Origin of the sequence: Streptomyces capitiformicae, from assembly GCF_002214185.1 — a bacterium.
Lineage (GTDB): Bacteria > Actinomycetota > Actinomycetes > Streptomycetales > Streptomycetaceae > Streptomyces > Streptomyces capitiformicae.
This window is the reverse complement of sequence record NZ_CP022161.1, coordinates 2,602,848-2,625,099: the sequence shown is the minus strand read 5'-3', so window position 1 is coordinate 2,625,099 and position 22,252 is coordinate 2,602,848. Positions and strand designations below refer to the sequence as shown.

At 71.0% G+C, this 22,252-nt stretch carries 28 protein-coding genes; 3 read left to right on the top strand and 25 right to left on the bottom strand.

Annotated elements, in window-relative coordinates; all coding sequences use genetic code 11:
- Window positions 1-65: 65 nt before the first annotated feature.
- The 13 genes from CES90_RS11655 to CES90_RS11595 form a co-directional block, all read right to left on the bottom strand.
- Window positions 66-614, bottom strand: a complete 549-nt coding sequence (locus tag CES90_RS11655) for a single stranded DNA-binding domain-containing protein (protein ID WP_189784910.1) — start codon at window positions 612-614, stop codon at window positions 66-68.
- A 174-nt stretch (window positions 615-788) separates the two neighbouring features.
- A complete protein-coding gene (locus CES90_RS11650) occupies window positions 789-1,727 on the bottom strand; it encodes a hypothetical protein (protein WP_189784911.1) in 939 nt (312 codons plus the stop codon).
- 118 nt (window positions 1,728-1,845) lie between these two features.
- The gene (locus CES90_RS11645; protein ID WP_189784912.1) at window positions 1,846-2,136 is read right to left on the bottom strand and encodes a hypothetical protein; all 291 of its coding nucleotides are present in this window, start codon (window positions 2,134-2,136) and stop codon (window positions 1,846-1,848) included.
- 59 nt (window positions 2,137-2,195) lie between these two features.
- Window positions 2,196-2,813, bottom strand: a complete 618-nt coding sequence (locus CES90_RS11640; protein WP_189784913.1) for a cell envelope biogenesis protein OmpA — start codon at window positions 2,811-2,813, stop codon at window positions 2,196-2,198.
- A 73-nt stretch (window positions 2,814-2,886) separates the two neighbouring features.
- Window positions 2,887-3,252, bottom strand: a complete 366-nt coding sequence (locus CES90_RS11635) for a hypothetical protein (RefSeq protein ID WP_189784914.1) — start codon at window positions 3,250-3,252, stop codon at window positions 2,887-2,889.
- 122 nt (window positions 3,253-3,374) lie between these two features.
- Window positions 3,375-3,752, bottom strand: coding sequence for a hypothetical protein (locus CES90_RS11630; RefSeq protein ID WP_189784915.1), 378 nt, complete (start codon window positions 3,750-3,752; stop codon window positions 3,375-3,377).
- A gap of 126 nt (window positions 3,753-3,878) precedes the next feature.
- Entirely contained in the window at window positions 3,879-4,205 is a 327-nt protein-coding gene (locus CES90_RS11625; RefSeq protein ID WP_189784916.1) for a hypothetical protein, read from the bottom strand.
- Window positions 4,206-4,297: 92 nt separating this feature from the next.
- Entirely contained in the window at window positions 4,298-5,854 is a 1,557-nt protein-coding gene (locus CES90_RS11620; protein ID WP_189784917.1) for a ParB/RepB/Spo0J family partition protein, read from the bottom strand.
- A 391-nt stretch (window positions 5,855-6,245) separates the two neighbouring features.
- Window positions 6,246-6,992, bottom strand: a complete 747-nt coding sequence (locus tag CES90_RS11615) for a hypothetical protein (RefSeq protein ID WP_189784918.1) — start codon at window positions 6,990-6,992, stop codon at window positions 6,246-6,248.
- A 42-nt stretch (window positions 6,993-7,034) separates the two neighbouring features.
- Window positions 7,035-7,208, bottom strand: a complete 174-nt coding sequence (locus CES90_RS11610) for a hypothetical protein (RefSeq protein ID WP_189784919.1) — start codon at window positions 7,206-7,208, stop codon at window positions 7,035-7,037.
- Window positions 7,209-7,250: 42 nt separating this feature from the next.
- The gene (locus CES90_RS11605) at window positions 7,251-8,171 is read right to left on the bottom strand and encodes a hypothetical protein (RefSeq protein ID WP_189784920.1); all 921 of its coding nucleotides are present in this window, start codon (window positions 8,169-8,171) and stop codon (window positions 7,251-7,253) included.
- A gap of 147 nt (window positions 8,172-8,318) precedes the next feature.
- Complete coding sequence (locus CES90_RS11600) at window positions 8,319-9,554, bottom strand: DUF3560 domain-containing protein (RefSeq protein WP_189784921.1); 1,236 nt, start codon at window positions 9,552-9,554, stop codon at window positions 8,319-8,321.
- Window positions 9,555-9,750: 196 nt separating this feature from the next.
- Window positions 9,751-10,911: a hypothetical protein gene (locus CES90_RS11595; RefSeq protein WP_189784922.1), complete on the bottom strand. Its 1,161-nt coding sequence runs from the start codon at window positions 10,909-10,911 to the stop codon at window positions 9,751-9,753.
- A 218-nt stretch (window positions 10,912-11,129) separates the two neighbouring features.
- Between CES90_RS11595 and CES90_RS11590 the strand changes: the two genes are divergently transcribed.
- Window positions 11,130-12,326, top strand: coding sequence for an IS110 family RNA-guided transposase (locus CES90_RS11590; RefSeq protein WP_189784944.1), 1,197 nt, complete (start codon window positions 11,130-11,132; stop codon window positions 12,324-12,326).
- A gap of 58 nt (window positions 12,327-12,384) precedes the next feature.
- Here CES90_RS11590 and CES90_RS11585 read toward each other — a convergent pair whose 3' ends face one another.
- The 12 genes from CES90_RS11585 to CES90_RS11530 all read right to left on the bottom strand — a co-directional run bounded on the left by CES90_RS11585 (window position 12,385) and on the right by CES90_RS11530 (window position 21,098).
- Complete coding sequence (locus CES90_RS11585; protein WP_189784923.1) at window positions 12,385-12,564, bottom strand: hypothetical protein; 180 nt, start codon at window positions 12,562-12,564, stop codon at window positions 12,385-12,387.
- Window positions 12,561-12,854 carry a hypothetical protein gene (locus tag CES90_RS11580; protein ID WP_189784924.1) on the bottom strand — a complete coding sequence of 98 codons (294 nt, stop codon included), beginning with the start codon at window positions 12,852-12,854 and terminating at the stop codon, window positions 12,561-12,563. The genes CES90_RS11585 and CES90_RS11580 overlap by 4 nt, the downstream gene beginning before the upstream one ends.
- 91 nt (window positions 12,855-12,945) lie before the next feature.
- On the bottom strand, window positions 12,946-13,962 hold the full coding sequence (locus CES90_RS11575; protein ID WP_189784925.1) for a hypothetical protein: 1,017 nt from the start codon (window positions 13,960-13,962) through the stop codon (window positions 12,946-12,948).
- Between the two features lie 81 nt (window positions 13,963-14,043).
- The gene (locus tag CES90_RS11570) at window positions 14,044-14,544 is read right to left on the bottom strand and encodes a hypothetical protein (protein ID WP_189784926.1); all 501 of its coding nucleotides are present in this window, start codon (window positions 14,542-14,544) and stop codon (window positions 14,044-14,046) included.
- An 81-nt stretch (window positions 14,545-14,625) separates the two neighbouring features.
- Entirely contained in the window at window positions 14,626-15,087 is a 462-nt protein-coding gene (locus CES90_RS11565) for a hypothetical protein (RefSeq protein ID WP_189784927.1), read from the bottom strand.
- The gene (locus CES90_RS11560) at window positions 15,080-15,772 is read right to left on the bottom strand and encodes a hypothetical protein (protein WP_189784928.1); all 693 of its coding nucleotides are present in this window, start codon (window positions 15,770-15,772) and stop codon (window positions 15,080-15,082) included. The genes CES90_RS11565 and CES90_RS11560 overlap by 8 nt, the downstream gene beginning before the upstream one ends.
- Before the next feature lie 282 nt (window positions 15,773-16,054).
- A complete protein-coding gene (locus CES90_RS11555; protein WP_189784929.1) occupies window positions 16,055-17,059 on the bottom strand; it encodes a DUF932 domain-containing protein in 1,005 nt (334 codons plus the stop codon).
- Window positions 17,060-17,240: 181 nt separating this feature from the next.
- Window positions 17,241-17,543: a hypothetical protein gene (locus CES90_RS11550; protein WP_189784930.1), complete on the bottom strand. Its 303-nt coding sequence runs from the start codon at window positions 17,541-17,543 to the stop codon at window positions 17,241-17,243.
- Between the two features lie 23 nt (window positions 17,544-17,566).
- Window positions 17,567-18,058, bottom strand: a complete 492-nt coding sequence (locus CES90_RS11545; RefSeq protein WP_189784931.1) for a hypothetical protein — start codon at window positions 18,056-18,058, stop codon at window positions 17,567-17,569.
- A gap of 82 nt (window positions 18,059-18,140) precedes the next feature.
- Window positions 18,141-18,488, bottom strand: coding sequence for a hypothetical protein (locus CES90_RS11540; protein WP_189784932.1), 348 nt, complete (start codon window positions 18,486-18,488; stop codon window positions 18,141-18,143).
- A 616-nt stretch (window positions 18,489-19,104) separates the two neighbouring features.
- Window positions 19,105-19,776 (bottom strand): response regulator, encoded by a 672-nt coding sequence (locus tag CES90_RS11535; RefSeq protein WP_189784460.1) that lies wholly within the window; start codon window positions 19,774-19,776, stop codon window positions 19,105-19,107.
- Window positions 19,773-21,098: a sensor histidine kinase gene (locus CES90_RS11530; RefSeq protein ID WP_373313433.1), complete on the bottom strand. Its 1,326-nt coding sequence runs from the start codon at window positions 21,096-21,098 to the stop codon at window positions 19,773-19,775. Before CES90_RS11530 ends, CES90_RS11535 begins: the two co-directional genes overlap by 4 nt.
- Window positions 21,099-21,287: 189 nt before the next feature.
- Here CES90_RS11530 and CES90_RS11525 point away from each other — a divergent pair, with 189 nt between their 5' ends.
- Entirely contained in the window at window positions 21,288-21,860 is a 573-nt protein-coding gene (locus CES90_RS11525; RefSeq protein WP_189784462.1) for a GNAT family N-acetyltransferase, read from the top strand.
- A 10-nt stretch (window positions 21,861-21,870) separates the two neighbouring features.
- Window positions 21,871-22,248 carry a cupin domain-containing protein gene (locus CES90_RS11520; protein WP_189784463.1) on the top strand — a complete coding sequence of 126 codons (378 nt, stop codon included), beginning with the start codon at window positions 21,871-21,873 and terminating at the stop codon, window positions 22,246-22,248.
- Window positions 22,249-22,252 lie beyond the last annotated feature (4 nt).

Sequence of the window (22,252 nt, the reverse complement as noted above, 5' to 3'; positions counted from 1 at the left end):
GTGACAGGGCTGCGGCCGGCGGGCATGCCGGTGCCGCGATGGGCGGTGATGGATCGAGGGCGCGGTCAGTGCCCGGTGCGGCCGGGCGCGGCGGCGGCGTCCCAGGAGGGGCGCGGTGCGGACCGCCACCAGTCGGTCTCCGGCGCTGCTGCCGGGACCGGGGCGGGGCGGCCTGCCGGGGCCGGGCGGGCCGTTCCGGCGCGGTGAGCGGACGGGGGCACGGGCGTGGCCGCAGCGCGCGGGGCCGGAGCGGGGGAGCGTCCGGCGAGGACGGCGGGCAGGGTGTCGTCGATGTAGGCGACGTGGTGGGCGAGGTCCACGCCGACCTGGGCGGAGTCGAGATGGAGCACGTTGTCGCGCAGGGCCACGTTCCCGGTGGCGATCACGTGCACGGCGTCGGTGAGGCACTCGGCGACGTGCCGGGCAAGAGGGCCGGTGACGGTGCAGATGACCGGGACCGGTTCCCCGTCGCGCCACTGGCCGCGTGCCCGGTCGTACTCGCGTGGGACCTGTACCACGGTGAACCGGGCGGCGGGCGTGCCGCGTTCGGTGTGGCGCAGCCGCACGGTTCCGTACACGCGTCCACGGACGACGGCGGCGGTCTCTCCGCTCATGGAGGTACTCCTCGATGCGACGAACGTGCGGGCATAGCCCGGGAGCTACCCGGACATGTTCCATAATACTGATACCGGGGTCGGGTGTCATCCCCTTTTCCTTCGGGATGGGAGCACCCGCCCCGGCGAGGCCGGCCGCAGTCCTACGCCTGCGCGGCCCGCCTTCCCCCTCGCCTACGCGGCGGTCTGTTCTGCGGCAGGCTTGGGCTTCCGGCAGGGCCCGGGGCCCTCGCAGCAGACGGCCGCACCCGGGTTGTCCCAATGGCAGGTCCGGCAGTGCCACAGGATCCCGGCGGACAGGGCTGCGGCGCGGATCGCCTCCCGCTGGCCGGCCTCGGCCGCGTTCAGCAACTCGTCCAGCAAGGGCGGTCGCGGCGCGCCTTCCGCACCGCTGTCGTCGAGCACGACGGTGTCCTCGACCTCGACACGCAGCGGCACCGTGCCGTCGGGCCGCACGAGCCGTTCGGCAGCGCTGTCGAGGTGGATCGACACCCGTACGGCGCCGAGCTCGTGGTCGAGGTAGACGAACACCAGGACGCCGTCGACCTCGGTGCACGGGAGGCCGTTCGCGTCGGTCTGCGGGTGGAAGGTGGCGTCACGATTGGCCTGCTCGCAGGCGTCGGCCTCGGGGAATCGGAAGTCCAGGGGCACGACGCGGGCACGGCCGGATCCGCTGATGGTGGCGCAGTAGAGGGAGTAGCCCTCGTCCGGGAGGTTGCTGCGCTCGGGCCCGTAGTAGAGGTCCACGGCCGTGCGGTCGTCGGTGGGCGGCTGGTCGGGGACGTCTTCTTTGCCCAGGAGGTTCGCCCAGGAACTGCGCACGTGCCGCGCCAGTTCGGCCAGGGCGGTGACTTCGTCGGTGAACAGCAGCACGTCGTTTTCGTGCTGGTCCCAGCGGCGCAGCAGCCAGGCCTGGCCCGGCGGGCGCGGTGCGATGAAGGCGACAGCCGGCGCCGAGGCCGTGGCGAAGTCGAACCGCTCCAGCCAGGGTTCGAGGATGCTGACGACATCCGCCCCGGGCCATTCGCCTGCCCTCTCTTCCAGTTCGGTGAGCTGCTGGTGCAGTTCGATGACGGCCGCGCCTGCGGGCGTGGTCGGGTCGGCGATGATCACTGTGGGCCTCTCTGCTCGTGGGGTCGTGGGACGGCCTGCGGCGGCGCGTCCCGGCCGGGAGTCCGGCCGATGGTTGATTCAGGAGGTCGGCCGAGTGAGCCCGGCCTGACGGGTGTGCTCAGAACTCGCCGAGGATCCGGAGACTGACGTGCCAGCGGTCGGGACCTGCCGGGCTCTCTGCGGTTGCCGTCGCCTGGCGGAGGTCGTCCTCGTAGCTGTGGTGGATCCACGCCAGCACGCGCAGCTCGGCCTCGGCCGCGCTGGAGGCGTCGATCGCGAAGGTGGTGGTGGCGGAGGGCCAGCCCTCGTCCGGACGCTCGAAGACCGTGTCGCCCACGCGCTGGGCTCGCCAGGCGGTCTCGGGGTCGTCGGAAACGGGCGGGAGGGTCACGGGGTAGTCGGTGGGCATGCAGTCCTCATTCCTGGTGGGCTTGGTCGGTGTGCCGACCCGCGCAAGGCCGGGCGGGGTTAGAGCTCCAAGTCCAGGGCGATGCGCAACAGGGCGAGCGCGGCAGCGTGTTCGGCGGACAGAGTGGCCTCGCGCAGCGTGCGCTTGCGCAGGACGGGCACGTTCAGGCTGATGCCGACCGGGACGTCGGGCGCCTCCTGGTGGGGGACGAGCTGGTAGTGCCTGGCGGCGATCATCCATGCCTCGTACCGGTCGGCGGGCCGTCCGCTGCGGGCGGCGTGCCCCTCGTCGGGGGCCTGTGCAGGGCAGGGGCACGACGGGTCGGCGCAGGGGCGGCCCGCGGGGTGTGAGGCGAGCACCGGGCGGGTGCGGTAGTGCGTGGCAGCGCCGTTCAGCATGGGGCAGTTGGCGGCGGTGTACGGCAGGCACTCCGGGTGTAGCCCGGGCTCGGGGGAGTAGCCCTGCTGCTGGTCGATGGGGCGGACGATGACGAACAACCGCTCCTGGAGCGGATGGCGGCAGATCTGGCACAGACGCTGGAGGAAGGCGCGGCGGGCGCGGTCGGCGTCGAGGCTGCCGAACACGGCGTGCCCGTTGTGGATCAGGGAGACCCACGGCACGACCAGTCCGCCGGCCAGCGGACGGCCGAGGCAGCGCACAGGTATGGCTGGGCTCATGGGAGTCGCGGTCCCTTCGGGTGATTTGGTCATGCGGGCGGTCTGGACGCGGGAGCGGAAGCTGTGGGCCGGATCAGACCGGGGGCGGCGTGAGCCAGTTGGCGATGGCTTCGATGCAGGCGGCCAACTGGGGGATGGGCCGGGCGATCAGCGGGCGCTGCACGCCCTTGCTGTCGACGGACACGGCGCACCAGTGGTCCGAGGGGCCGGTGGGCGCGCGGTCCACCATCACCTCGTCCTGGTCGCCGAAGGGGTCGACGACGTAGAGCACCACGTGCCGGACACACTTGGAGGGGAAGGTGTCTGCGCTCTGGGGCAGGCCGACGACCAGCCATGAGTTTCCGGCGTCGTCGTCCGTGTACGAGGGGATCCCTCGTTCGGCAAGTGCCTGGGTGGCGATCTGCGCGGCGGTGTCGAGTGGTGCGGTCCTGCTGTTCACTGGGTGGCTCCGATGCTGGTCAGGCGAAACGCGTGTGTGGGCCGGTAGGCGACTTGGGCGGGGCCCCTGGTCGGCGCGGGCCTGGGGGCAGCACGCTGCGCTGCCCCCAGGCCCGGTGCCGTCTAGGAGTCGGCCGGGGCGTCGGTGAGTTCGATGCACGCGGCCGGGATCTTCGGGATCCGGTACCGCTTCTCGTCTTCGGCGATGCGGAAGCGGGTGTTGCTCGGGTCCCGGCGCAGCCGCTCGGTGGAGGCCTCGTCGAGCAGGAAGTCGAAGCGGCTTCCGGTGCGGTTGCGCTGCTGGACGGTGCCGGTCAGCAGCCGCAGGCAGGCCGGGGTGATCGTGGTGGTGATCCGCCCGATGCGGCCCGGGGCGATGTCCGGGCGCTTGGCGGCGTCCATCTGGATCAGGCGCTGGGCAGCTGCCTCCTGAACGGCGGCCAGCTGCCCGACCTCCGACAGCTGGCCGACGAAGGCGCGGATCTCGGCAAGGGTGGGCATGAGTGTGTCCCTTCTTCTGTTGCGGGGGATGGGCCGGGCGCTGGTACGCCCGGCCGGGAACCGGTGCCGGAAGGCGGGCCGGAGGGGCGGGCACCGGCTGTGCGGTGCCCGCCGGGCCCACGGCAGTCAGCCGAGCGGGTAGAGCACCAGCGCGGCGCGGGCGCTGTCGGGGACCTTGGGGAGCAGGTCACGCACGTCGGCGTACTCCGCGAGTTCGCTTTCCAGCGGGTAGACCTCGCCGGTCAGCTCGTGGGTGGGGGAGTAGCGGGCGTGCGCGTACGTCCTGAACGGCGAGTAGCCGTTGCCGTCGGCGTCCCGGGAGAGCACGACCAGGGTTTCGCCCGGAAGGCTGGCCCACTCGTTGCCGACGAGTTGCCGCAGCACGTCGAGGGTGAGCGGCTGGTATCCGTGGTCTTCCTGCGGTTCGGGCTCAGCAGAGCCGGACTTGGGCATGACGGACTCCTTGAGGTCCTTAAGCCAGCGTTGTGGGGGCCGGGCACCGTCGGTGCCCGGCCGCTCGTGCGTGCGAGGCCTGGCCGGAAGGGTCAGGCGGCGGATTCGTCGCCGTCCTCCGTGTCGGCGTCCCGGTGCGGGGCGACGGCCTGCTCCTCGACCTCCGACAGGCGGTAGCTGCCCTTGTCGTCGTGGCCCAGCTTCTCCAGGAGCAGCAGGTAGGCGGCCTGCTGGGGGGTGAGGTCCTCCCACAGGAAGCGGACCTGCATGCTGGCGTCGTTCCAGCCCTTCGGGTCGCGCATGTCGCGCTCGAAGGCGGCGGCGACGTGCGCGAAGATGATGTGCGCCATCCGGGCCTTGGGCTGGGCGACCAGATCCGACAGCCGCACGCGCTCGAACGGGCTCTCCGGCAGCTTCACCCCCAGGAAGCTGGCCACGTCCTCGGCTTCCTGCCGCCCGGCCCACTTGCCGTAGAAGCGGGGCAGGTCCAGCAGCACCCCGAGGGCGAACCTCCAGGCATCTTCCGGCAGAGCCTTGCTGCCGCGCACCAGCCGGGTGACGAACTCCTTCCGGGGACCGGCGGCGGCCTTCCAGGCCCGGTTGCACGCGGTGGTGCGGGCCCGCTCGGCGGCCTTCTCCTCATCCTCGGCCGTCTTCTCCGGCTTCGGCTTCGGGCGCGCCTTGTGGCCGTATTCGGACGGGTCGGCGCAGTACCAGACCGGCTGGTGCTCGTCGTCGAGCCGGGCGCTGTGGCCGGGGCAGCCCTTGTGGTTGTCCTCGTCCAGCGGCCTGCCCAGCGGAGTGGTCAGTTCCGACAGCGGCCGGGCGGTGTCCTTCTCCCCGTACGGCACCTGCGTGGGCAGCAGGGGGATTTCGGCCTTCTCCAGTGCCGCGACGGCCTCTTTGCGGGCGGTGCGGTCGTCCTGTTCGGCCTTGAGCAGCGCGAGTTCCTGGTCCCAGTGCCCGCGCCCGCCGCCCTCCTCGGCCTCGTCGCGGGCCAGCGCCCGCAGCAGTCGGTCTTGCGCGCGGGGCACGTCCTCGACCTCGGCGAGTTGCGCGATCTGTTCCAGGTCCATGCCCCCGGCAGAGGCGCGGCGCAGGGTGGCGTCGTCGAGCTGCTGGGCGCGGCCAAGCCGCTTGCCGGTGCCGCGCTTGAGGCCCAGGGCCCGTGCGGCCTGCTTCTGCTCGACCTCGTCCATCCCGATCAGCGAGAGTTCGGCGGCCTTCAGGGTGTCCTTGGGGGACATGCCCTGGCGCTGGTGGTTCTCGATCAGAGACAGGAACCGCGTCCAGGCGTCCCGGCCGACCAGGTCAGCGCGCACGTACGCCTTGATCTGCCGCTTCTCGTGGCCTTCCGCCTCGGCGGTGGCGTTGGCGATCTGCGCGGCCTGGGTGCGCCGCCAGCCTTTGAATGCGCCGTACGTGCCGTCCGGGCGGGGGCGGACGCTGACCGGGTCCTGGACACCGACCGCCTTGACGGAGTTGATCAGGTCGGCGTCGGGCTCGGTGTCGTGTTCGCGGGCGTTGCATTCGTCGCGCGCGATCGTGTCCGGGTCGAGCAGGACGGCGGTCAGGCTCGCCTCGTCGGCGTCGACCGGGGCGGACTCGGCGGTCTGGTCGGCAGAGTCGGGCTTGGTGGCTGTGGCCATGTCTGGCCTCCTCGTGCTGGGTTGACGGACTTTCAGCGGGGCCGGGAGGGAGCCACCCTCTCGACATGTTCCATAATACTGTATCGACGGGGTGGGGCAACTGAATTTCTCAGCGCTGCCCCACCGCCAAAAGTGCAGTTCACATGGCCTTGCGGCGCTGTGCCGCGTGCACGGAGCAGGCGTACACAGCACGTGTTCCGCCCCCGATGCGGGGGAAAGAGGTCACCTGCTCGGTGCAGGGCAGGCCGCAGTCGACGCACCTGCGGTCGTCATCAGCCGCGGAGGCCGGCGCGGGCGGCGGGGACAGTGCGGATCGGGGCATGGCGGAGCCTCTCTCGTCTTCGGGACTGCGGGAGTGCCGTACGCGCTCTGCGCGGGCGGGTGTCAGCGGTTACGCGGATTCGCCGCTGGTGGCTTCGCGGCGGTGCTGCTCGGCGAGCGCGCGAGCACCCAGCTGCGATTCGACCGTCACCCTCCAGCCGCAGGAGCAGGACGCGACAGTGGAGCCGTCGTACATCTGGCCGCCCTTGCGCTCGCGCCCCAGCCCGGCGGAATCGCTTCGGTCGAACGGCCGGTGCCATCCGGACGGCTGGCCGGTACGGGTCAGGTGACGGGCCTCGGGGGCGCACAGCAGACGCAGGCCTGCGTCTGCCACGGCGGCCACCTTCCAGGAGTCCCACTCGGAGCCCTCCAGCTGGCCGGCCAGCTCCGCGCCCGTGGTGCTGCGCAGCTCGATCCGGCCGTCCGGCCACACGCGCGCGGACGCGCCGGGCATGCTCCAGCCGACCGAGCCGTCCAACTGCCGGGGGATGCCGTTGCGGTGGTCCGGCGTCATCCTCGCCAGCAGCCGGACCGAGGACATGGCGGCGGACGGGTGCCGGTGGTCGGCCGTTTCCGGTGCGGCCTGGGCGATGGCGGCCAGCCAGGCCGGGGCGAGCGGGTACGCCTCGGGGCGCAGGGTCAGCAGCGCGGCGCGGTCCTGTCCGTTGCGGGAGTGCACGGCGGCCCGTACGAAGTCCGAGGAGCGCACGTACCTGCGCACGGACACCGGGCCGTGCCCGGTGGTGAACCGGGCCTGCTGGCGGTCGGCGAGCGTGGACAGGTCTGCGGTGTCCAGCGGGGTGTCAGGCTGGGGCACGGCGGCGCTCCTTTCGTGTGCGGGATCTCCCGGAACGTCGGGTCAGCGGTGGGGGCACCGGTCGGCGGAGTGCCACGTGAAGGTGCGTTGCGAGGTCATCCCATGGCTGGGGCAGCCGGGGGACAGGACGGAGCCGCCGCAGCGCAGGAGTGTGCAGATGCAGCGCGGGTCGGCGTCCAGGTGGGCGTGTACGTCGGGTTCGGGGTCGGGGAACACCGGGGCCTCCTTCGTCTCGGGCGGGGCGGGGAAGGGCGGTGCTCAGTCCTGGACAGCGCCTTTCGCCTGGTTCTCGGCGCGCCACTGCGTCAGTTGGCGGGCGCACGCCGCGCTGTCGGCGAGGCAGTCATCAGCCGTGTCGGGGGAGGGGTGGCGCACCACGTTGATCGCTTCGCCGTCCGGGTCGTACAGGCGGGCCGTCCATCCCCCGCTGCCCCTGCCGCTGCCGTGGTCCTCCGGCGCGTGCTCGGCAGATCCCTCGTCGTCGATCTGGATCCTCCAGCCTTCGACCAGGGGGACGAGGACGGCGGTGTTGCCGGGGCCGGGGGCGGTGGTGAGGCTGCACCCCTGGAACGCGGCGAGTTCCAGCGCGCGGATGAGGATCTTGCCCGCGCAGGCCGGGATGTCTCGGGCGGCCACCGGTGCGGCGCCGAGTCGCTCGCGCAGGGCGGTGACCAGCTCCAGCGCGGCCGCGGTTCCGGCCGACAGCCGTACGCCGCTGGAGCCGTCGGTGAGTCGGGCGCGCAGCTCGGCGAGGACGGCGGGGGCCGTGGAGGCGCCGGGCAGGTTATCGACGATGTTGGTGTGGAGCAGGAAGAGCCGTGCTGCCCAGTGCCGGGCGGGGCTCTCCGGGGCGCTGTCGGGGAACTGCTCGCAGGTCAGGTCGTACGCCCGCGTGATGCCGTCGCGGGTGAGGGTCCGCAGGGTGCGGGCGGCGGCGACGATACGCGCGGGGTCGGCGAGCGGGAAAAGGTCGCGCTGGCCGGTGGCGTGGGCCTCGTAGAGGACTCCGTCCCACAACGCGGCCAGTTCTACGGCGCGTTCGGCCCGGTGGGCGAGCCGGGCCAGCCGCCGGGGGTCGCTCTGGGTGCCCAGGGTGAGGGCGGCGCCGGCCTCGCGCTGGAGCGTGTAGGCGTGCTGGGCGTGGGTGGTGAGCAGCGCGGCCGCGTCGTGCAGGTTCACGGGGAGTCTCCTCGCTCGCTTCGGTGTGACATGTTCCATAATACGTTATATGGGGGGTGGGGCAACTGGATTTCTCAGCGCTGCCCCACCGTGGGCGGCGCAGGTCAGGGCGGCGGATACCGGGCCGTGTGCAGGGAACCGGCGCGCTCAGGCGTCGTGCTGGTCCTGCCCGCTCTCGGCGGCGGTTCCGCCCGGCTTCGCCTTCCCCTCCGCCAGCAGCGCCCGCATCTCCTCGGCGCTCACGCGGCCGGTGACCTTGTCGTACGGCAACTTTCCGTTGAACGAGTACCGCCGGTTGGCCTGCGAGACGATCGGCCCTGCCTCGGGCCCGCCGGGCACGGTGACCGTCTTCTTGTTGACCCGCAGTACTTCCAGCAGGCGGCTGCCGGAGCGTACGAAGTCACCGGCCTTGAAGTCGTCCGGCCCCCACAGCTTCACGCCCTCGGCCTCGGCCTCCTTGATGATCCGCTCCCAGTGGCCGATCTCGTCGCACAGGTCGGCATGGTCGGCGTCGAGCCGGACGAGGGCCTCCACCAGAGCCTCAAGGGTGATCTCACCCGCCCTCGCGGCGTCGACCGTCCGGGCCTGCTGGCGCTCGACGTGGCGCCGGTCGGCCTGCAGGCGCTCCAGGCGGCGCAGCGTCACCCCCGGGTTCGTTCTGTGCTGCTCGTAGTGCTCGGCTGTGTCGGCGCGGCCCGCGCAGCGGTCGGCCTCCCCCTGCTCCTCGGCGCTTTGGCCGAAGAGGCGGTGCGCGCGCTCCAGGTCGCGCATGTGCCGTTTGGCCGAGTAGTGGTCGGCCTTGACCGGCTCTCCCGCGTACCCGCGCGTGATCTCGCGCCCGCGCTCCCACTTCGCGTCCGACGATGCCTGGAAGCGCTCGGCCCGCGCCCCGAAGTACTCGGCGCGCCCGGCCGCCCGCTCGGTGCGGTCTTCCTCGGCCTCGGAGAAGGCCCGGCGCTGGGTCTCGTCGATCTCGACCGTCACCCGGTGGCCGGCCGAACGCAGGGCATCGGCAGCCTGGTTGATCCGGTACAGGTCGGCGCGGCGGTCGCGGGAGCCGCGCAGGTAGATCCCGATCGAGGGAGAGGCCCGGAAGCGGAACGGCTGGAGCAGTTCCAGCACTCCGTCACCCGCCACGGAGCCGGACACCAGGGTCCCCTCAGCTCGGGTGTGGGTGATGGTCAGGGGGGCCTTCGCCGCACGCCCCTGCCCTTCGAGGTCGGCGGCCAGTTCGGCCGACGGAAACAGGACGGCGCTCCAGCATGTCAGTTCGGTGCAGGCGTACCAGGTGCCGGTGAAGCGCTGTGCCGGGGACTGGTCGCCGGTGCGCAGCGTCATGGGGCCGTGCTGGCGGCACTCGGGGGTGCTGGTCGCGTCGGTCATGTAGGTGCCCTTTCTCGGTGCGGGTTGGTGAGTGGAGGTGCCCCGGCCTCGCTCGGTGCATCCGGCCCGGTGAGCAGCGCGGCTGCGGTGCGGTTTCGAGGGCGCCACCCCGTCGGCGCCTCAGGTTCCATAATACCGAACTTGAGGGGTGGGGCAACCGTTTTTCTCGGCGCCGCCCCACCCTGAAACGTGCAGGTCAGGGCCTGGTCGGCGGATCGCTGAACGTGACCTGGATGCCGTCCAGCCTGACGGCCACCGTTCGCCCTGGGCTGGTCAGGAGCTGTGCGTAGGCTTCCATGTCCTGGTCGTAGCGCTCGACTTCGAGTTCGGGGGCTTCGAAGCGGGCTCCGGGCCGGATTGCTCCCCAGGGCTCCAGCAGCCGTGCCACCTTGGCCGTACCCGGTTCCGCGCTGGGGTAGATGTGGAATCCCGGCGTCTGCGTGTAGTCGACGTCGGTCAGGCCGTAGGGCATGTGCCCGGCGGTGGCCAGCTCCACGGCCAGGGCCCGCCATTGCTCCTCTTCGATCAGGTCTGCCGACAGCCCCGGCAGGTCCATGGACGTGACCGCGGCGCGCCGGGCGGCGTCCTCCTCGCCGTTCGCGCTCTCGGTGATCCCCTGGGCCCACTCCTGGTCGTCGTACGTCCGCACGCACGCGCCGGTGAACTCGTCGACCAGGGACCACCCTGCGCCCTCGGCGGCAGGGGCGATCCGGAACCGGGTGTCGGACTGCTCGGCTGGGGGCTCGGCGAAGAACACGTAGGCGCTGCCGTGAGGCTCCGTCGTCGCCAGTCCGGCCCGGCGCAGGGCGTCGGCCATGAACGGTGCCACAGTGCGGGAGGGCCCGTCGAGCGTGTGCCACCAGGCGACGGCGCACCGGGCGTTCAGCCCCAGCGGGCGGCGTACCGGCTGCTCGGAGATCGCCACTCCGCCCCGGGGGCGGTCGAGGAATCCGGCAAGGGCGGATTCGGCACGCTGGAACGTGGCCACCTGGGGGGCGGTGCGCTCGCGCAGCTCGGCCAGGGCGGCGGTGTGCGCGGGCAGCAGCCTCTGCCGGATGTGGTCGGCCGTGTGCCGCGCGGTGGCCTTGGCCTGGCTCTCGCTGGGGCGCGGGCGGGGCAGGGCGGTGACCGTGATCGCCTTCACCTCGATGCCGTGCGCGGTGGCCTGCTCGGGCAGTACTGCGGTGACGGAGATCCGGGTCCGGGGGCGGTTGGGGGTGAGTTCCAGGGCGCGGCCGTCGGCGTAGGCGACACGGACCCGGCCGGTGCCGCCGTCCTTGTCGGTGCGGTCGGCGCCGAGCTGCTCGGCAACCGCGTGTGCGAGGGACTCAAGGCCGGCGGGGGTGGACAGTTCCATGGCGGGTCTCCCTAAGAATGTGAGGCGGTCCGGGAGGACCGGGTGTGGCTGATGGCGGGTTGTCGTTTGTGACTCGGAAGGAATGGCCGCCCGGTCCTCCGGGACGCTCCGACCACTGATTGAGAACTGCGGTCATCGCTGGTTAGGGACCTGTCGGCGGGGTGTTCTCCGGGCCACGAAGTGCTGGTCACGAGGGATACGGAGCGACGGGCTTGAGCATGTGTGGCAAGCGAATATGGGTCGGCATCGACGCTGGCAAGGGGCATCACTGGGCGGTCGCGGTCGACGCCGACGGCGAGACGCTCTTCTCGACGAAGGTGATCAACGACGAGGCCCAGATCCTCTTGCTCATCGACACTGCCCGTGAGCGGGCTGACGAGGTGAGATGGGCGGTGGACATCTCCGGCCGGGCCTCCACCCTGCTGGTCGCGCTGCTGGTCATGCATGGCCAGCAGGTCGTCTACGTGCCCGGCCGGACGGTCAACCGCATGTCCGGCGCCTACCGGGGCGAGGGCGAAACCGACGCCAAGGACGCCCGCGTCATCGCCGACCAGGCCCGCATGCGCCGGGACTTCGCCCCACTGGACGCGCCGCCGGAGCTGGTCTCCACCCTCCAGGTGCTGACCAACTACCGGGCCGACCTGATCGCCGACCGCGTGAGGCTGATCAACCGGATGCGCGACCTGCTGGTCGGCATCTGCCCCGCGCTTGAGCGGGCCTTTGACTACTCCGCGGCCAAGGGCCCGGTCGTCATGCTGACCGAGTACCAAACCCCGGCAGCTCTGCGCCGGATCGGTGTGAAGAGGCTGACGACCTGGCTGGAGCGCCGCAAGGTCCGCGGCGCCGACACAGTCGCGGCCAAGGCCGTCGAGGCTGCCCAGTCCCAGCAGATCGCGCTGCCCGACGAGAAGCGGGCGGCGAAGCTGGTCTGCGATCTCGCCCACCAGCTCCTGGCCCTGGACGAGCGGATCAAGGACAACGACCGGGAGATCCGCGAGACGTTCCGATCCGACGACCGCGCGGAGATCATCGAGTCCATGCCCGGCATGGGGCCCATCCTCGGCGCCGAGTTCGTCGCCATCGTCGGCGACCTGTCCGGCTACCGCGACGCCGGCCGTCTGGCCTCGCATGCCGGCCTTGCCCCGGTCGCCCGGGACTCCGGCCGCCGCACCGGCAACTACCACCGGCCCAAGCGATACCACCGGCGCCTGCGCTACATCTTCTACATGGCCGCGCAGACCGCGATGATGCGGCCCGGGCCGTCCAGGGACTACTACCTGAAGAAGCGGGCCGAGGGGCTGCTGCACACGCAGGCTCTGCTGTCGCTCGCCCGTCGCCGGGTCGACGTGCTCTGGGCGATGCTGCGTGACAAGAGACTCTTCACCTCCGCCCCGCCGATCACGCAGGCGACTTGACACGATCATTGAGATTCCTTCGAGGATGTGGGGTGGGCGGGGGAGTCGGGCGGTGCGCCTACGGCGCAGGGGGCTTGGCGTCGCGCTGGGCGGCGTGGCGCTCGGCGTCGGCGCGGGCGTCGTCGGCGGTGTATCCGGTGTCGCACCAGGCGTAGCAGAGCTGGCCGGGCGGGGCGTTGCAGGTCTCGCACCGCTCTTCGAAGTCCTCGGGCCTAAACGGCGGCGGTGGGCTGCTCATGCCGGGACGTCCTTGATGCGCTCCGCCACCTGGCGGGCGGACAGAATCGGGGTGGTCGTCATCAGCGCTGAGCAGCTGGCCTCCCAGATCTGCCCCGGACTGGACGGGGAGATCTGGAAGTTGGTGGCGGGACTGATCCGCCACGTGCGGCCGTGCGGGTCGGTGACGGTGTAGTCCAGGTACTGGGGGTCGTCCTGGCGGCCGTTGTCGCTCCAGGTGAGGCCGGCGGCGGTGAGGGCGCGGCCCAGCTGGGCGCAGCGTTCCGGGGTGGCGTGGGTGAACGTTGCCACGGGTCGTCTCTCCTCGTGATCAGAGGCAGCAAGGCGGGGCGGGGCCGGGGCGGCCTGGCGGCAGGCCACCCCGGGGCGCGGGCTCTCCGGCCTACGGGCGGGTGAGCTCGCGGTGGATGCGGTCGCTGGTCTCGCGCGCTTCCCTGCGGGCCTGGTCGGCTGCGGCCTGCGGGCTGGAGGCGTAGACGACGTTGACGCTGCCGAAGGTCTCTTCGGCGTCCTCCTGGTGCTGCTCGTGGACGTCGGCCCGTTCGCCCGGATCGGCGGGGGCCTCCTCCACGTGCCAGATGTCGACGTCGCCCCCGCCCGTCCACTGCCCGACCACGAAGTACGCGCGCTCTCCGCTCTCCGGCGCGGCGGTGGGCCGGGTCAAACCCTCGTACTCCGACCGGAAGAGCGTCAGACGGCGGCCCTCCTCGTCGGCTGCGCCCCTGCTGATCTCGGCCCACTTCGGCAGGTACTCGGCGCGGTGGGCCAGGCTCTCGCGGTCCGGGGCCAGCAACAGCGCGAGCACCGGGTGCGGGCGGTCGGCGAACCAGCGGGCCAGCGTCCACCAGGCGTCGAGACTGCGGGCGGCCTGGACCCGGTGGGCCTCGGCCTCCTCCAGCCAGCGGGCCTGCGCCCGTTCCGCGTGCGAAATCATCGCGTCCAGCCACTTCAGCAGCTGCGGGGTGTCATGGCGACGGGCCGCGTGCTGGAGGCCGGGGAAGTCGCTGCGCGCGGCGTAGTCGCCGGCGCACGCGCGCAGGATGGAAGTCAGCGTCTGGCTGGCCTGCTCGGGCGCGGGCCGGTCGTCGGTGTCGGTCAGGTCGCGTTCGAGCCATCCCCAGGGCACGTCGGCGGAGTAGGCCAGCACCCTGACCGTGTTGCCCTGGTAGGCGCGGCCACGGATGCGCACCAGCGGCTCGGCGGGCCACGCCCGCGCGCTGGCGGATCCGAGGGTGGCCCGGACGGCGTCGAACCGGTCCCACCGGGCGGGGCTGCTGGTCGCGGTCACGTGGACGGTTCCGCTGGCGGCACCGGTGAGGCGGTAGCGCACGGCTCCGGCGGGGTCCGCCTCGGACGGGACGGCGCGGACGGTGCCGGACGGGGTGGCAATGGTGATCACAGAGCGTCTCCTCACGGGGCGGACAGGGACGGGGAGTTGACAGGCGCGGCGGCCCGACCCCCGGGGGCCGGGCCGGGGACTTCAGCCCGTGACCGGCGGATCCCCCAGGAACGGAGCGGGGTAGACGCGGGCGACGGGTGCCGAGCTGCTCGCGCAGGGCCGCACGGCGGCGTACACGGTGACTGGGTTCATGGCGTGCAGCCATCCGCGCTCGATGCGCCATCCGCAGACGGCTGGGATCGGCTCCCGGGCGCTCTGCACGATCAGAGTGGCCAGGACGGTGCAGCTGCCTTCCAGGGCGGCCGTCACGGCGGCCTCGATGGCGGTGAACTCGTCCGGGTCGGCGTCCAGATGCCATGCGGGGGCGGTCGTGACGTCGACGGTGACGCTGGCCAGGGCGTACCGGCCGTCGACGTCCAATGCGGCGTAGTGCAGGCGGTGACGTCCGGCCCCCAGGGCGGTGAAGAGCTGGGCGAATGCCTGGTGCGCGCGGTGGCGGGCGGCGGTGATCGCTTCGTCTCCGGGGTAGGGCAGGGTGCGGCGGTCGGCGCGGGCGGGCTGGTCGGGCTGCGGGTTCGTCACGGTGACTCCAGCGGGGCGACGGATGGGGGCCGGCTGCGGGGCGGGAGGGGGTGCCCGCACGCCGTGGCGCGCGGGCACTGGTCAGATGGGGCGGCGGCGGCCCAGCTCGTCCAGGCGGCGGATGTCGGGCGCGGGCTCCCGGAAGTGGCACCACGTGCGCCCCATGAAGTCCTCGGCGGTGTAGAAGTGCACCGTCCGGGCCCGGTCGCTTCCGCCTGCCGTGGTGTACGCGGCGGCGTACCGGTAGCCGTTGATGTTGAACGGCACGGCGTCCTCGGGCCACTCGTGCGGGATCGGGGCCAGGTGTGCTCGGCGGGCGTGGTGCAAGCGGCGGTCGGTGGTGAGGTCGACCGCCATGAAGTGGTCCCTCTCCTCCGGGTGGCGCTCGCCGAACTCGTCGTCCTGCTCCCAGCAGGCGTCGCAGTGTCCGAACCACATGCACGGCAGGAGATACAGGGGGCGGTCGTGCATCTCGGTGATGCTGCCGTGGTAGGTGACGCGGCTACCGATGATCAACAGGGGCGCAGGGGCGGTCTCAGGCACGGGCGGCCTGCCAGACCTTCGCGTTCCACTCGCGGGTCAGGTCGTCGGAGTACGCAACGTCGCGCGCGGACTCGGCGTCCAGGGCGGCCACGACCAGCAGCCTGCCCCGGATCTCGTCGGCGCGGCGCTGCGCCGCGGCGGCCTGCTCCTGACCCTCGGCCTCCTCCTCCGGCACGCGTCGCACGAGGGAGATCCGGTCGTCGCTGGTGAAGATCACGACGTAGCGGCGGAAGTCCTCGATCCGCGCTGGGCGGGCCGGGCCGGTGGTGGTGTCGGCCAGCGTGGCGCGGGCCTGGGCCAGCAGCTTCGCCACTTCCTCGGTCGCCTTCACGCCCGTGTCCCGCTGGTGCTGGTTGCGGCCGTAGTAGACGCGGGCCTTGTCGCGTACGGGGGCGAACTCCACCGGGGCGTAGATGCTGAGCATCCGGCGCGCGTAGGCGTCCCGCTGGTCCCGCTCGGCCTGGGCGGCGCGCGCGGTGTTGGTCACCTTGCCCTGCGTCCAGCTCAGCGCGGTAGCGGCGCACGACGTGCCGTAGTACACGACGTCTTCGGCGGTGCCGTCTTCGTTCCCGTCGGCGTCCAGCGGCATCATCGCGACCGTGCGCTTGAGTCCGCGGCGGCCGCAGCAACCGCACTCGGTGATGTCGTCGACGATGCCTTTGATCTTCCATTTCCAGGTGGGCATGAATGGCCTTCCGCAGGGCGGTGGGTGGGCGGTGGGTGTCGAGCTGCTGGGCGTCCGTCGGCGCGGCCTGGGCGCAGGAAACAGCGGACGTGTTCTTGGCGCGCGGGCTGCTCCGCAGACGCGATGCGCTGCCGCTACGCGGCAGGGGCCGGCGGGGTGCGCTCCGCGCTCCTGAGGCGGGGTTGAGCGCTCCGCGCTCGGGCGGGGCGGCCTCTGCGGGCCTGTGGGGGGCCGGGCGGGCACCCGTGGGGGAGTTGGGGTGCCCGCCCGGTGTTCAGGGGGTCAGACCGTGGTGAGGGCGAATGCCTTCTCCATCAGGTCGTTCGCCGCTCCGCTGATGACCCGCTCGGCGCGGGCTGCGGCCTTGTCGGCGTCGGACTTGCCCCGGGCCGGGGCGACGTGGTTGGCGTACTCGGTGAGCGCGTTGTACCCGGCCCACCGCGTGCCCCGGATACCGGCCTGGGTGTCGGCGTGCTCGAACAGGTTCGAGATCGCCCCCCACCGCTGGCGCTGGTTGGTCTTGGTGCGGGCGTGGTCGCTGTCCTTGACCGGCCACAGCTCGTCCACCACAGACTTCAGCTCGTTGAGCGTCATCTCGGCGTCGATCATGCGCTGTGCGGCCTGCTCGAACTCCTCGGCGTACCGGAACGTCAGACCGAGGGCGGAACGGGCCTGCGCGATACGGGCCTTGGCTCCGGCGGTGTGTCGCACCACGAACGAGGACCGGGCCCCGTGGATGGCCGCGCGCATGGTGTTCGCGCACACCACCCGGACCGGCGTCACCACGATGCGGAACGCGCTGCCTCCGTCGTGGCTGTTGAACGCCGCGATGTAAAGGTCTACGTCGTCGTTCCCGCCGATCGTGAGGGTCTGCGGCATCTTCATGGTCAGGAACACCTGACGGCCGTCCTTGAGCGATCCGGCGGTCTCGAAGTGCGCGCCGGACTCGTCGGCCAGAAGGTTGAGGAACTCGGCGTGTTCCTCGTTCTGCACGGGGTGGTAGTCGCTGCCGACCACTCCGAGCGTCTGCGTGCGGCCGGTCTTCGGGTGCGTGCGCGCGGTCGCGAAGTGCTGCGCGACCTCCACCGGCGTGGTTCCCTCGGCCGTGATCTCGGTCGCGGTCAGGGGGAGGAGCCGCACGTTCCACCCGGACAGAGACGCGATGCGCATGGCCTCCTCGGCGGTCATCGCGCCGTCGGTAACGGTGCCGAGCTTGTGCCATGCGCTCGTGTTGGCGGAGGCAAAAGCGGCGGTGCCGTCGGTGAACTGCTCGATTTCGTGAGCCACTTGGGGCTTCCCTTCTGGTGACGAACTTTCGGCGTGTCCGGTAGGGGGCCAACCCTTCCTAACTGGTTCCATAATACCTAATTCGGAGGGTGGGGCAACCGATTAAATCTCCGGTGCGCCCCACCCTGGAGGCCACGCTCTGACCTGCGGCTACGACTGCGGCGGCTTGTGCCGCATCAGATCACTCGCCTTGCTCGGCAAGGGCGGTGATGCCGTAGTAGAGGTACTCCGGCACGTTGAACACGTTGGTCTCGACCGGGTAGTACTGCGGGCGCTCGGTGACCATCCGGAACATCCGCCACCCGTCGACTGCGTCTGTCTCCGACCACTCCAGAACCTTGCCGAAACCGGCGAGTGTGTCACCGACTGCGAGGTACTTGACCTGTGCGCGGTAGCGCATGGTTCCGGTCCGGTCGCGGCCCTCTTCCTTGACCACATAGGCGCGCGGGTGAGTCTTGAGCTGCTTGGCGATCCTCTGACTCATGATCAGTTCCCTTCCGTGTGGGCTTACCGCTGCCAGTGCTGCGGCAGTGCCGTGACGCTCCACGTATGGACTCCGGTCAGTGCGGTGACGAATGCGCCGTTCCTGTACTCGCTGAGGCGGTAGAGCGTGGACTCTCGGCCTCGGCGGTCCAGTTCGCGCTCAATGCGCGTCACCCAGTAGCGGCCGTGGCAGCACTCCTGCGACCCGTGGTAACTGACCAACTGCCCGATGCTGGGGCCACTGTCCGCATGCATGGCGGAGGACAGGTTGGACAGTGCCGTACCGAACGTATGGGGCGGCAACGGCACGTCGGCCAGTGCGGGCCCGGTGTGCCCGGTCCGTACCCCAGAGATCCATCCCACCTCGAAAAGTGGCCGGGCCAGCTCGCGCACGTCGTGCGGGAAACCGGTGTTCTCAGGAAGCTGTTCCAGTGCCGCGCGGAAAGCGGCTTCCATTTGCTCTCGCTCGCCCTCGCTCGCCGGAATGGCGCGGTGGGCGGGCTCAATGCTCGTCATGCTCACAGTGACTGTCCCTCCGGTTGGTGTGGGTGCTGGGGCTGCCCGGGGGCCCGGTGGACCGGGCCCCCGAAACTGCCTTTTACTTCAGTCCGCGCGTCCGCAGAAATTCGCTGATGCGGAATGCGACGGCTCGCACCGAAAGGGATGCGCCCCGGAAGGTTCCGAGAATGCGGGGCCCGGTGTCGCTGTCGTGAATGATGTGGAACTCAAACCCCTGAGCGACCGGCAGAAGAATCCGGATCGGACCGGCCGTGGTCTCGAACCGAATAGACGTGGTGTTGTCGTCCTGGTTGTGCTCGATGACGGCGTCCCGCAGGAGTTCCGGGCGCGGGAGGAAATTGGCGATCCGGCGGGCCTTTTCGGCCCGAGGGGTCGTGATCTCGTCGACGTGGGGAGTGACCTTGCCTCCGCTGATGACGATTTCCACGCTTACGCCTTTCTGTTGACGAACGTTCGGCGGTGCCGGTTAGGGGGCCACCCCTTCCGACATGTTCCATAATACAGCAATCCTGATCTGTTGCACCACCCCACGCGCAAACTCCTGCGCTATCTCTTGCCCCATCTCCTGCCTCTGCCCGGTGGCCGGCCTCTGGGCGTGCCTGGTCAGCTGGCCTTTCCGTCGTGGTCGGGGAACTGACATCCCCTCTGCTGCCGCTCTCCCTGCCCGAATGAGAGAAAGGGTGGGTCCGGTGGTGGGGTGGTGCGGCAGGTGTCGGGGATGGGGTGGGGTTGGTGTGTTGCGCGTCGGCGGGGCCTCCGCGCGTCCGTGGGGGTGTGGTGGACCGTGTGGCCGGTCCGGGGTGTCTGGGGCTGGGCCTGCTCCTGACCGTGGTCCTACAGCCCGTCTACCCGGGGTAACTCCTCGCCTCCTCTCTCTTCCTGTCTCTCCCTCTGTCTCTCTGTGTCCTCCGGGCGTTGGTCCTGCCGGAGGCAGCCTCACACCCCGCCACTCTCCGTGCAGGGGGGACCCTGTGGGAGAGTAGGACACCGCCGAACAAATATTGCGAAAGGCCCACACCATTTGGTGTGGGCCTTTTTGCGTTTCAGGACGGTTCCACCAGCTTGGTGTCGTACGCCAGGATCACCGCCTGGATGCGGTCCCGTGAGCCGGTCTTCGCGAGGATGCGGCTCACATGTGTTTTCACTGTCGACTCCGCCAGGTGGAGACGGGCGGCTATTTCGGTGTTCGTCCAGCCCTTGCCGATGACCGTGAGGATTTCCAGTTCGCGGTCCGTGAGAGACGAGAGACGTGAGTCGGGGCGGGAGGGCTCGGCGGGTTCTCCGGGGGCCGGCAGATGGTGGGCGTAGGCGTCCAGGAGTCGGCGGGTCAGGCTGGGGGCCACCACCGCGTCGCCCGTCGCCACGGCGCGGATGCCTGACAGGAGGTCTTCGGGCTCGGCGTCCTTGACCAGGAAACCGGAGGCGCCGGCGCGGAGGCCCGCGTAGGCGTACTCGTCGAGGTCGAAAGTGGTGAGGATGAGGACGCGGGTGCGGTCGCCGGAGGAGACGATGCGGCGGGTGGCCTCGATGCCGTCCAGGCCGGGCATGCGCACGTCCATGAGGACCACGTCGGGGTGCAACTCGGCCGTCATACGGACTGCCTCGCTGCCTCCCGGTGCCTCACCGAGGACCGTCATGTCGTCCTGGCTCTCCAGGAGCATGCGGAAACCCAAGCGCTGGAGGGGCTGGTCGTCGACGATGAGGACGGTGGTCACTGCGGGGTTTCCTCCGGTAGGTGAAGGTGGACTCGCCAGCCGCGTTCCGGGTGCGGGAGCGGGCCGGTCTCAAGTGTGCCGTTGTACAGGGCGGTTCGCTCGCGCATGCCGGGGAGTCCACGGCCTCTGTTGGAGGGGGAGGGCGAGGTGGGGGTGGAGCGGCTGGTGTCGGTGATCGTGAGGGAGACGGCGCCCGCTGCCTCGTACGACATGACGAGTTCCGCGGTGGCGCCGGGGCCCGCGTGTTTGAGGGTGTTGGTGAGGGCTTCCTGGATGATTCGGTAGACCGTGAGCTGGCGGCCGGGGGAGAGCGTGGAGGTGCCGTGGATCGTGGTGTGGACGGGGAGACCGGCGGAGCGTACGCCGGTGATGAGGTTGTCGAGGTCGGTGAGGGTGGGTTGGGGGGTGAGTTCGGCCGGTGGTGCGGGTTCCTTTCCGTTCGGGTCGTTCTCGGGTTCGTCGCGCAGGACGTCGAGGAGGCGGCGTAGTTCGGAGAGGGCCTGGCGGCTGGTGGTGGCGATGGCCGTCAGGGCTTCGGCGGCGCGGGCGGGGTTCTTCGTCGCCGCGTAACGGCCGCCGTCGGCCAGGCCGGTGATGACGGAGAGGTTGTGGCCGATGATGTCGTGCATCTCGCGGGCTATCCGGGCGCGTTCGGCGGAGGCGGCGAGGCGGAGCTGCTGGTCGCGTTCGACTTCGGCCTGGCGGGCGCGTTCGATCAGGGAGGCGAGGTACTCCTTGCGGCTGCGGACCGCGATGCCGACGGCTGCCGCGAGGGCGAGGCTCATCGCCGTCGGCACGACGTTCTGGTCGAAGCCCTGTTCGGCGGGGAAACGGAGGCCGCCCACCACGAAGGGCTGGACGGTCAGGGCGTACGACCACAGCAGGGTGCGTAGGCGAGTGCGCAGGGCGACGTGGAAGAGGGCGAGGAGCAGGAGCATCGATGCTTGGAAGAAGGCGCCGGTCCAGGTGTTGACGACGGCGAACGGGAACATCGTCACGATGACCGCGAAGGGGTGGGTGCGGCGCCAGAGGAGGGGGAGCGTGAGGCCCAGGGAGATGGTGACGACGAGCCAGCCGGGGAGCGTGGGGTACTCGGTGACGCGTTCCCAGCCGCCGCTCAGGGAGTCGATCAGGGCGGCCGTCACGTAGAAGCCGGTGACGAGCAGGTCCCACACGAAGGGGCGGCGGCGGTCGAGATCTCGGGCTTTCTGGGTCAGGCGTTGGAAGTGGCGGGTGAGCGGCTGAGGGCCGGTCGGTCGCCAGTCGTCGTGCGCGCCGAGTGCGCCGGGTCTGCCTTGGTGTCGGGCCTGCTCGCTTGTCACGGGGTCATCCTCGTACGGTGGGAGACCGTGAACGACAGGTCGTCGACGGCTGTTCGGTCGCCGTAGCGTTTTGTGAGGGCCTCTGCCGTAATCATGCGTTCGATGTTCGGCCGGGGCGGGGGACGGGGCGTCCGGCCGGGGCGGGAAACCGGGTGAGGGGTGTAGTACCCCGGTATTACGGTGGCCGGCATGCATCTGGGGCCGAGTTTTGAGAGTGCCGTACCTGAGGGGTATGTGGTTCGGGCCGTCCGGGCCGAGGAGTGGCGGGCGGTGCGGGAGTTGAGGCTGGCCGCGTTGCTGGATCCGGTGGCGCATCTCGCGTTCTTGGAGACGTACGAGGTGGCTGTGGGGCGGTCGGACGAGTACTGGCGGGAGCGGACGGAGGGGGCCGCCGAGGGGGCTCGGGAGCGGCAGCAGTTTGTCGCGGAGACCGGGGGCGACGGGTTGGTCGGGTCGGTGACGGTGCTCGTGGAGGAGGCCGGGGTGCGGGACTACTTCGGGGGGATCGTCGAGCGGCGGCAGGGGCATCTGGTGGGGGTGTTCCTGCGGGAAGGGCATCGGGGGAAGGGGGTGGGGGAGGCGTTGTTCGCGGCCGCGTTGGAGTGGGCTCGTGGGGTCGGGCTCGAGCGGGCGCGGTTGTTCGTGCATGAGGGGAACGGGCGGGCCGCGGCCTTCTACCGGCGGGTCGGGTTCGTGAGCAGTGGGGTGGCCGTCGAGGGCGATGCGGGACGGGAGTTGGAGTACGTCCTGGAGTTGGCCTAGCTTCGGCGGCATGGACGGCAGCGTGTATGTGGGTCATGCGAGCAAGGATGCGGCGCTGGACCGTGGCTGGCTGCTCGGGCACTTCAAGGCGGACGGCGATCCTCGGCACAGTGACGCCGTGGAGATCAAGTGGGGTGTCCATCCGCGTGGTGACAGGCGGGCGCAGTGGGTCCGGGGTGAGGAGCGTACGGCTCTGCAGGTGCTGATCAGTGGTCGCTTCCGCGTCGACTTTCCAGGCCGCAGTGTCGTACTGGAACGCCAGGGCGACTACGTCGTCTGGGGGCGCGGGGTGGATCACTCCTGGGTCGCGGAGGAGGAGTCGGTGGTGCTGACCGTGCGGTGGCCGTCCGTTCCTGGGTACGCGGTCTCGCAGGGGGAGTGTGACTGACGGC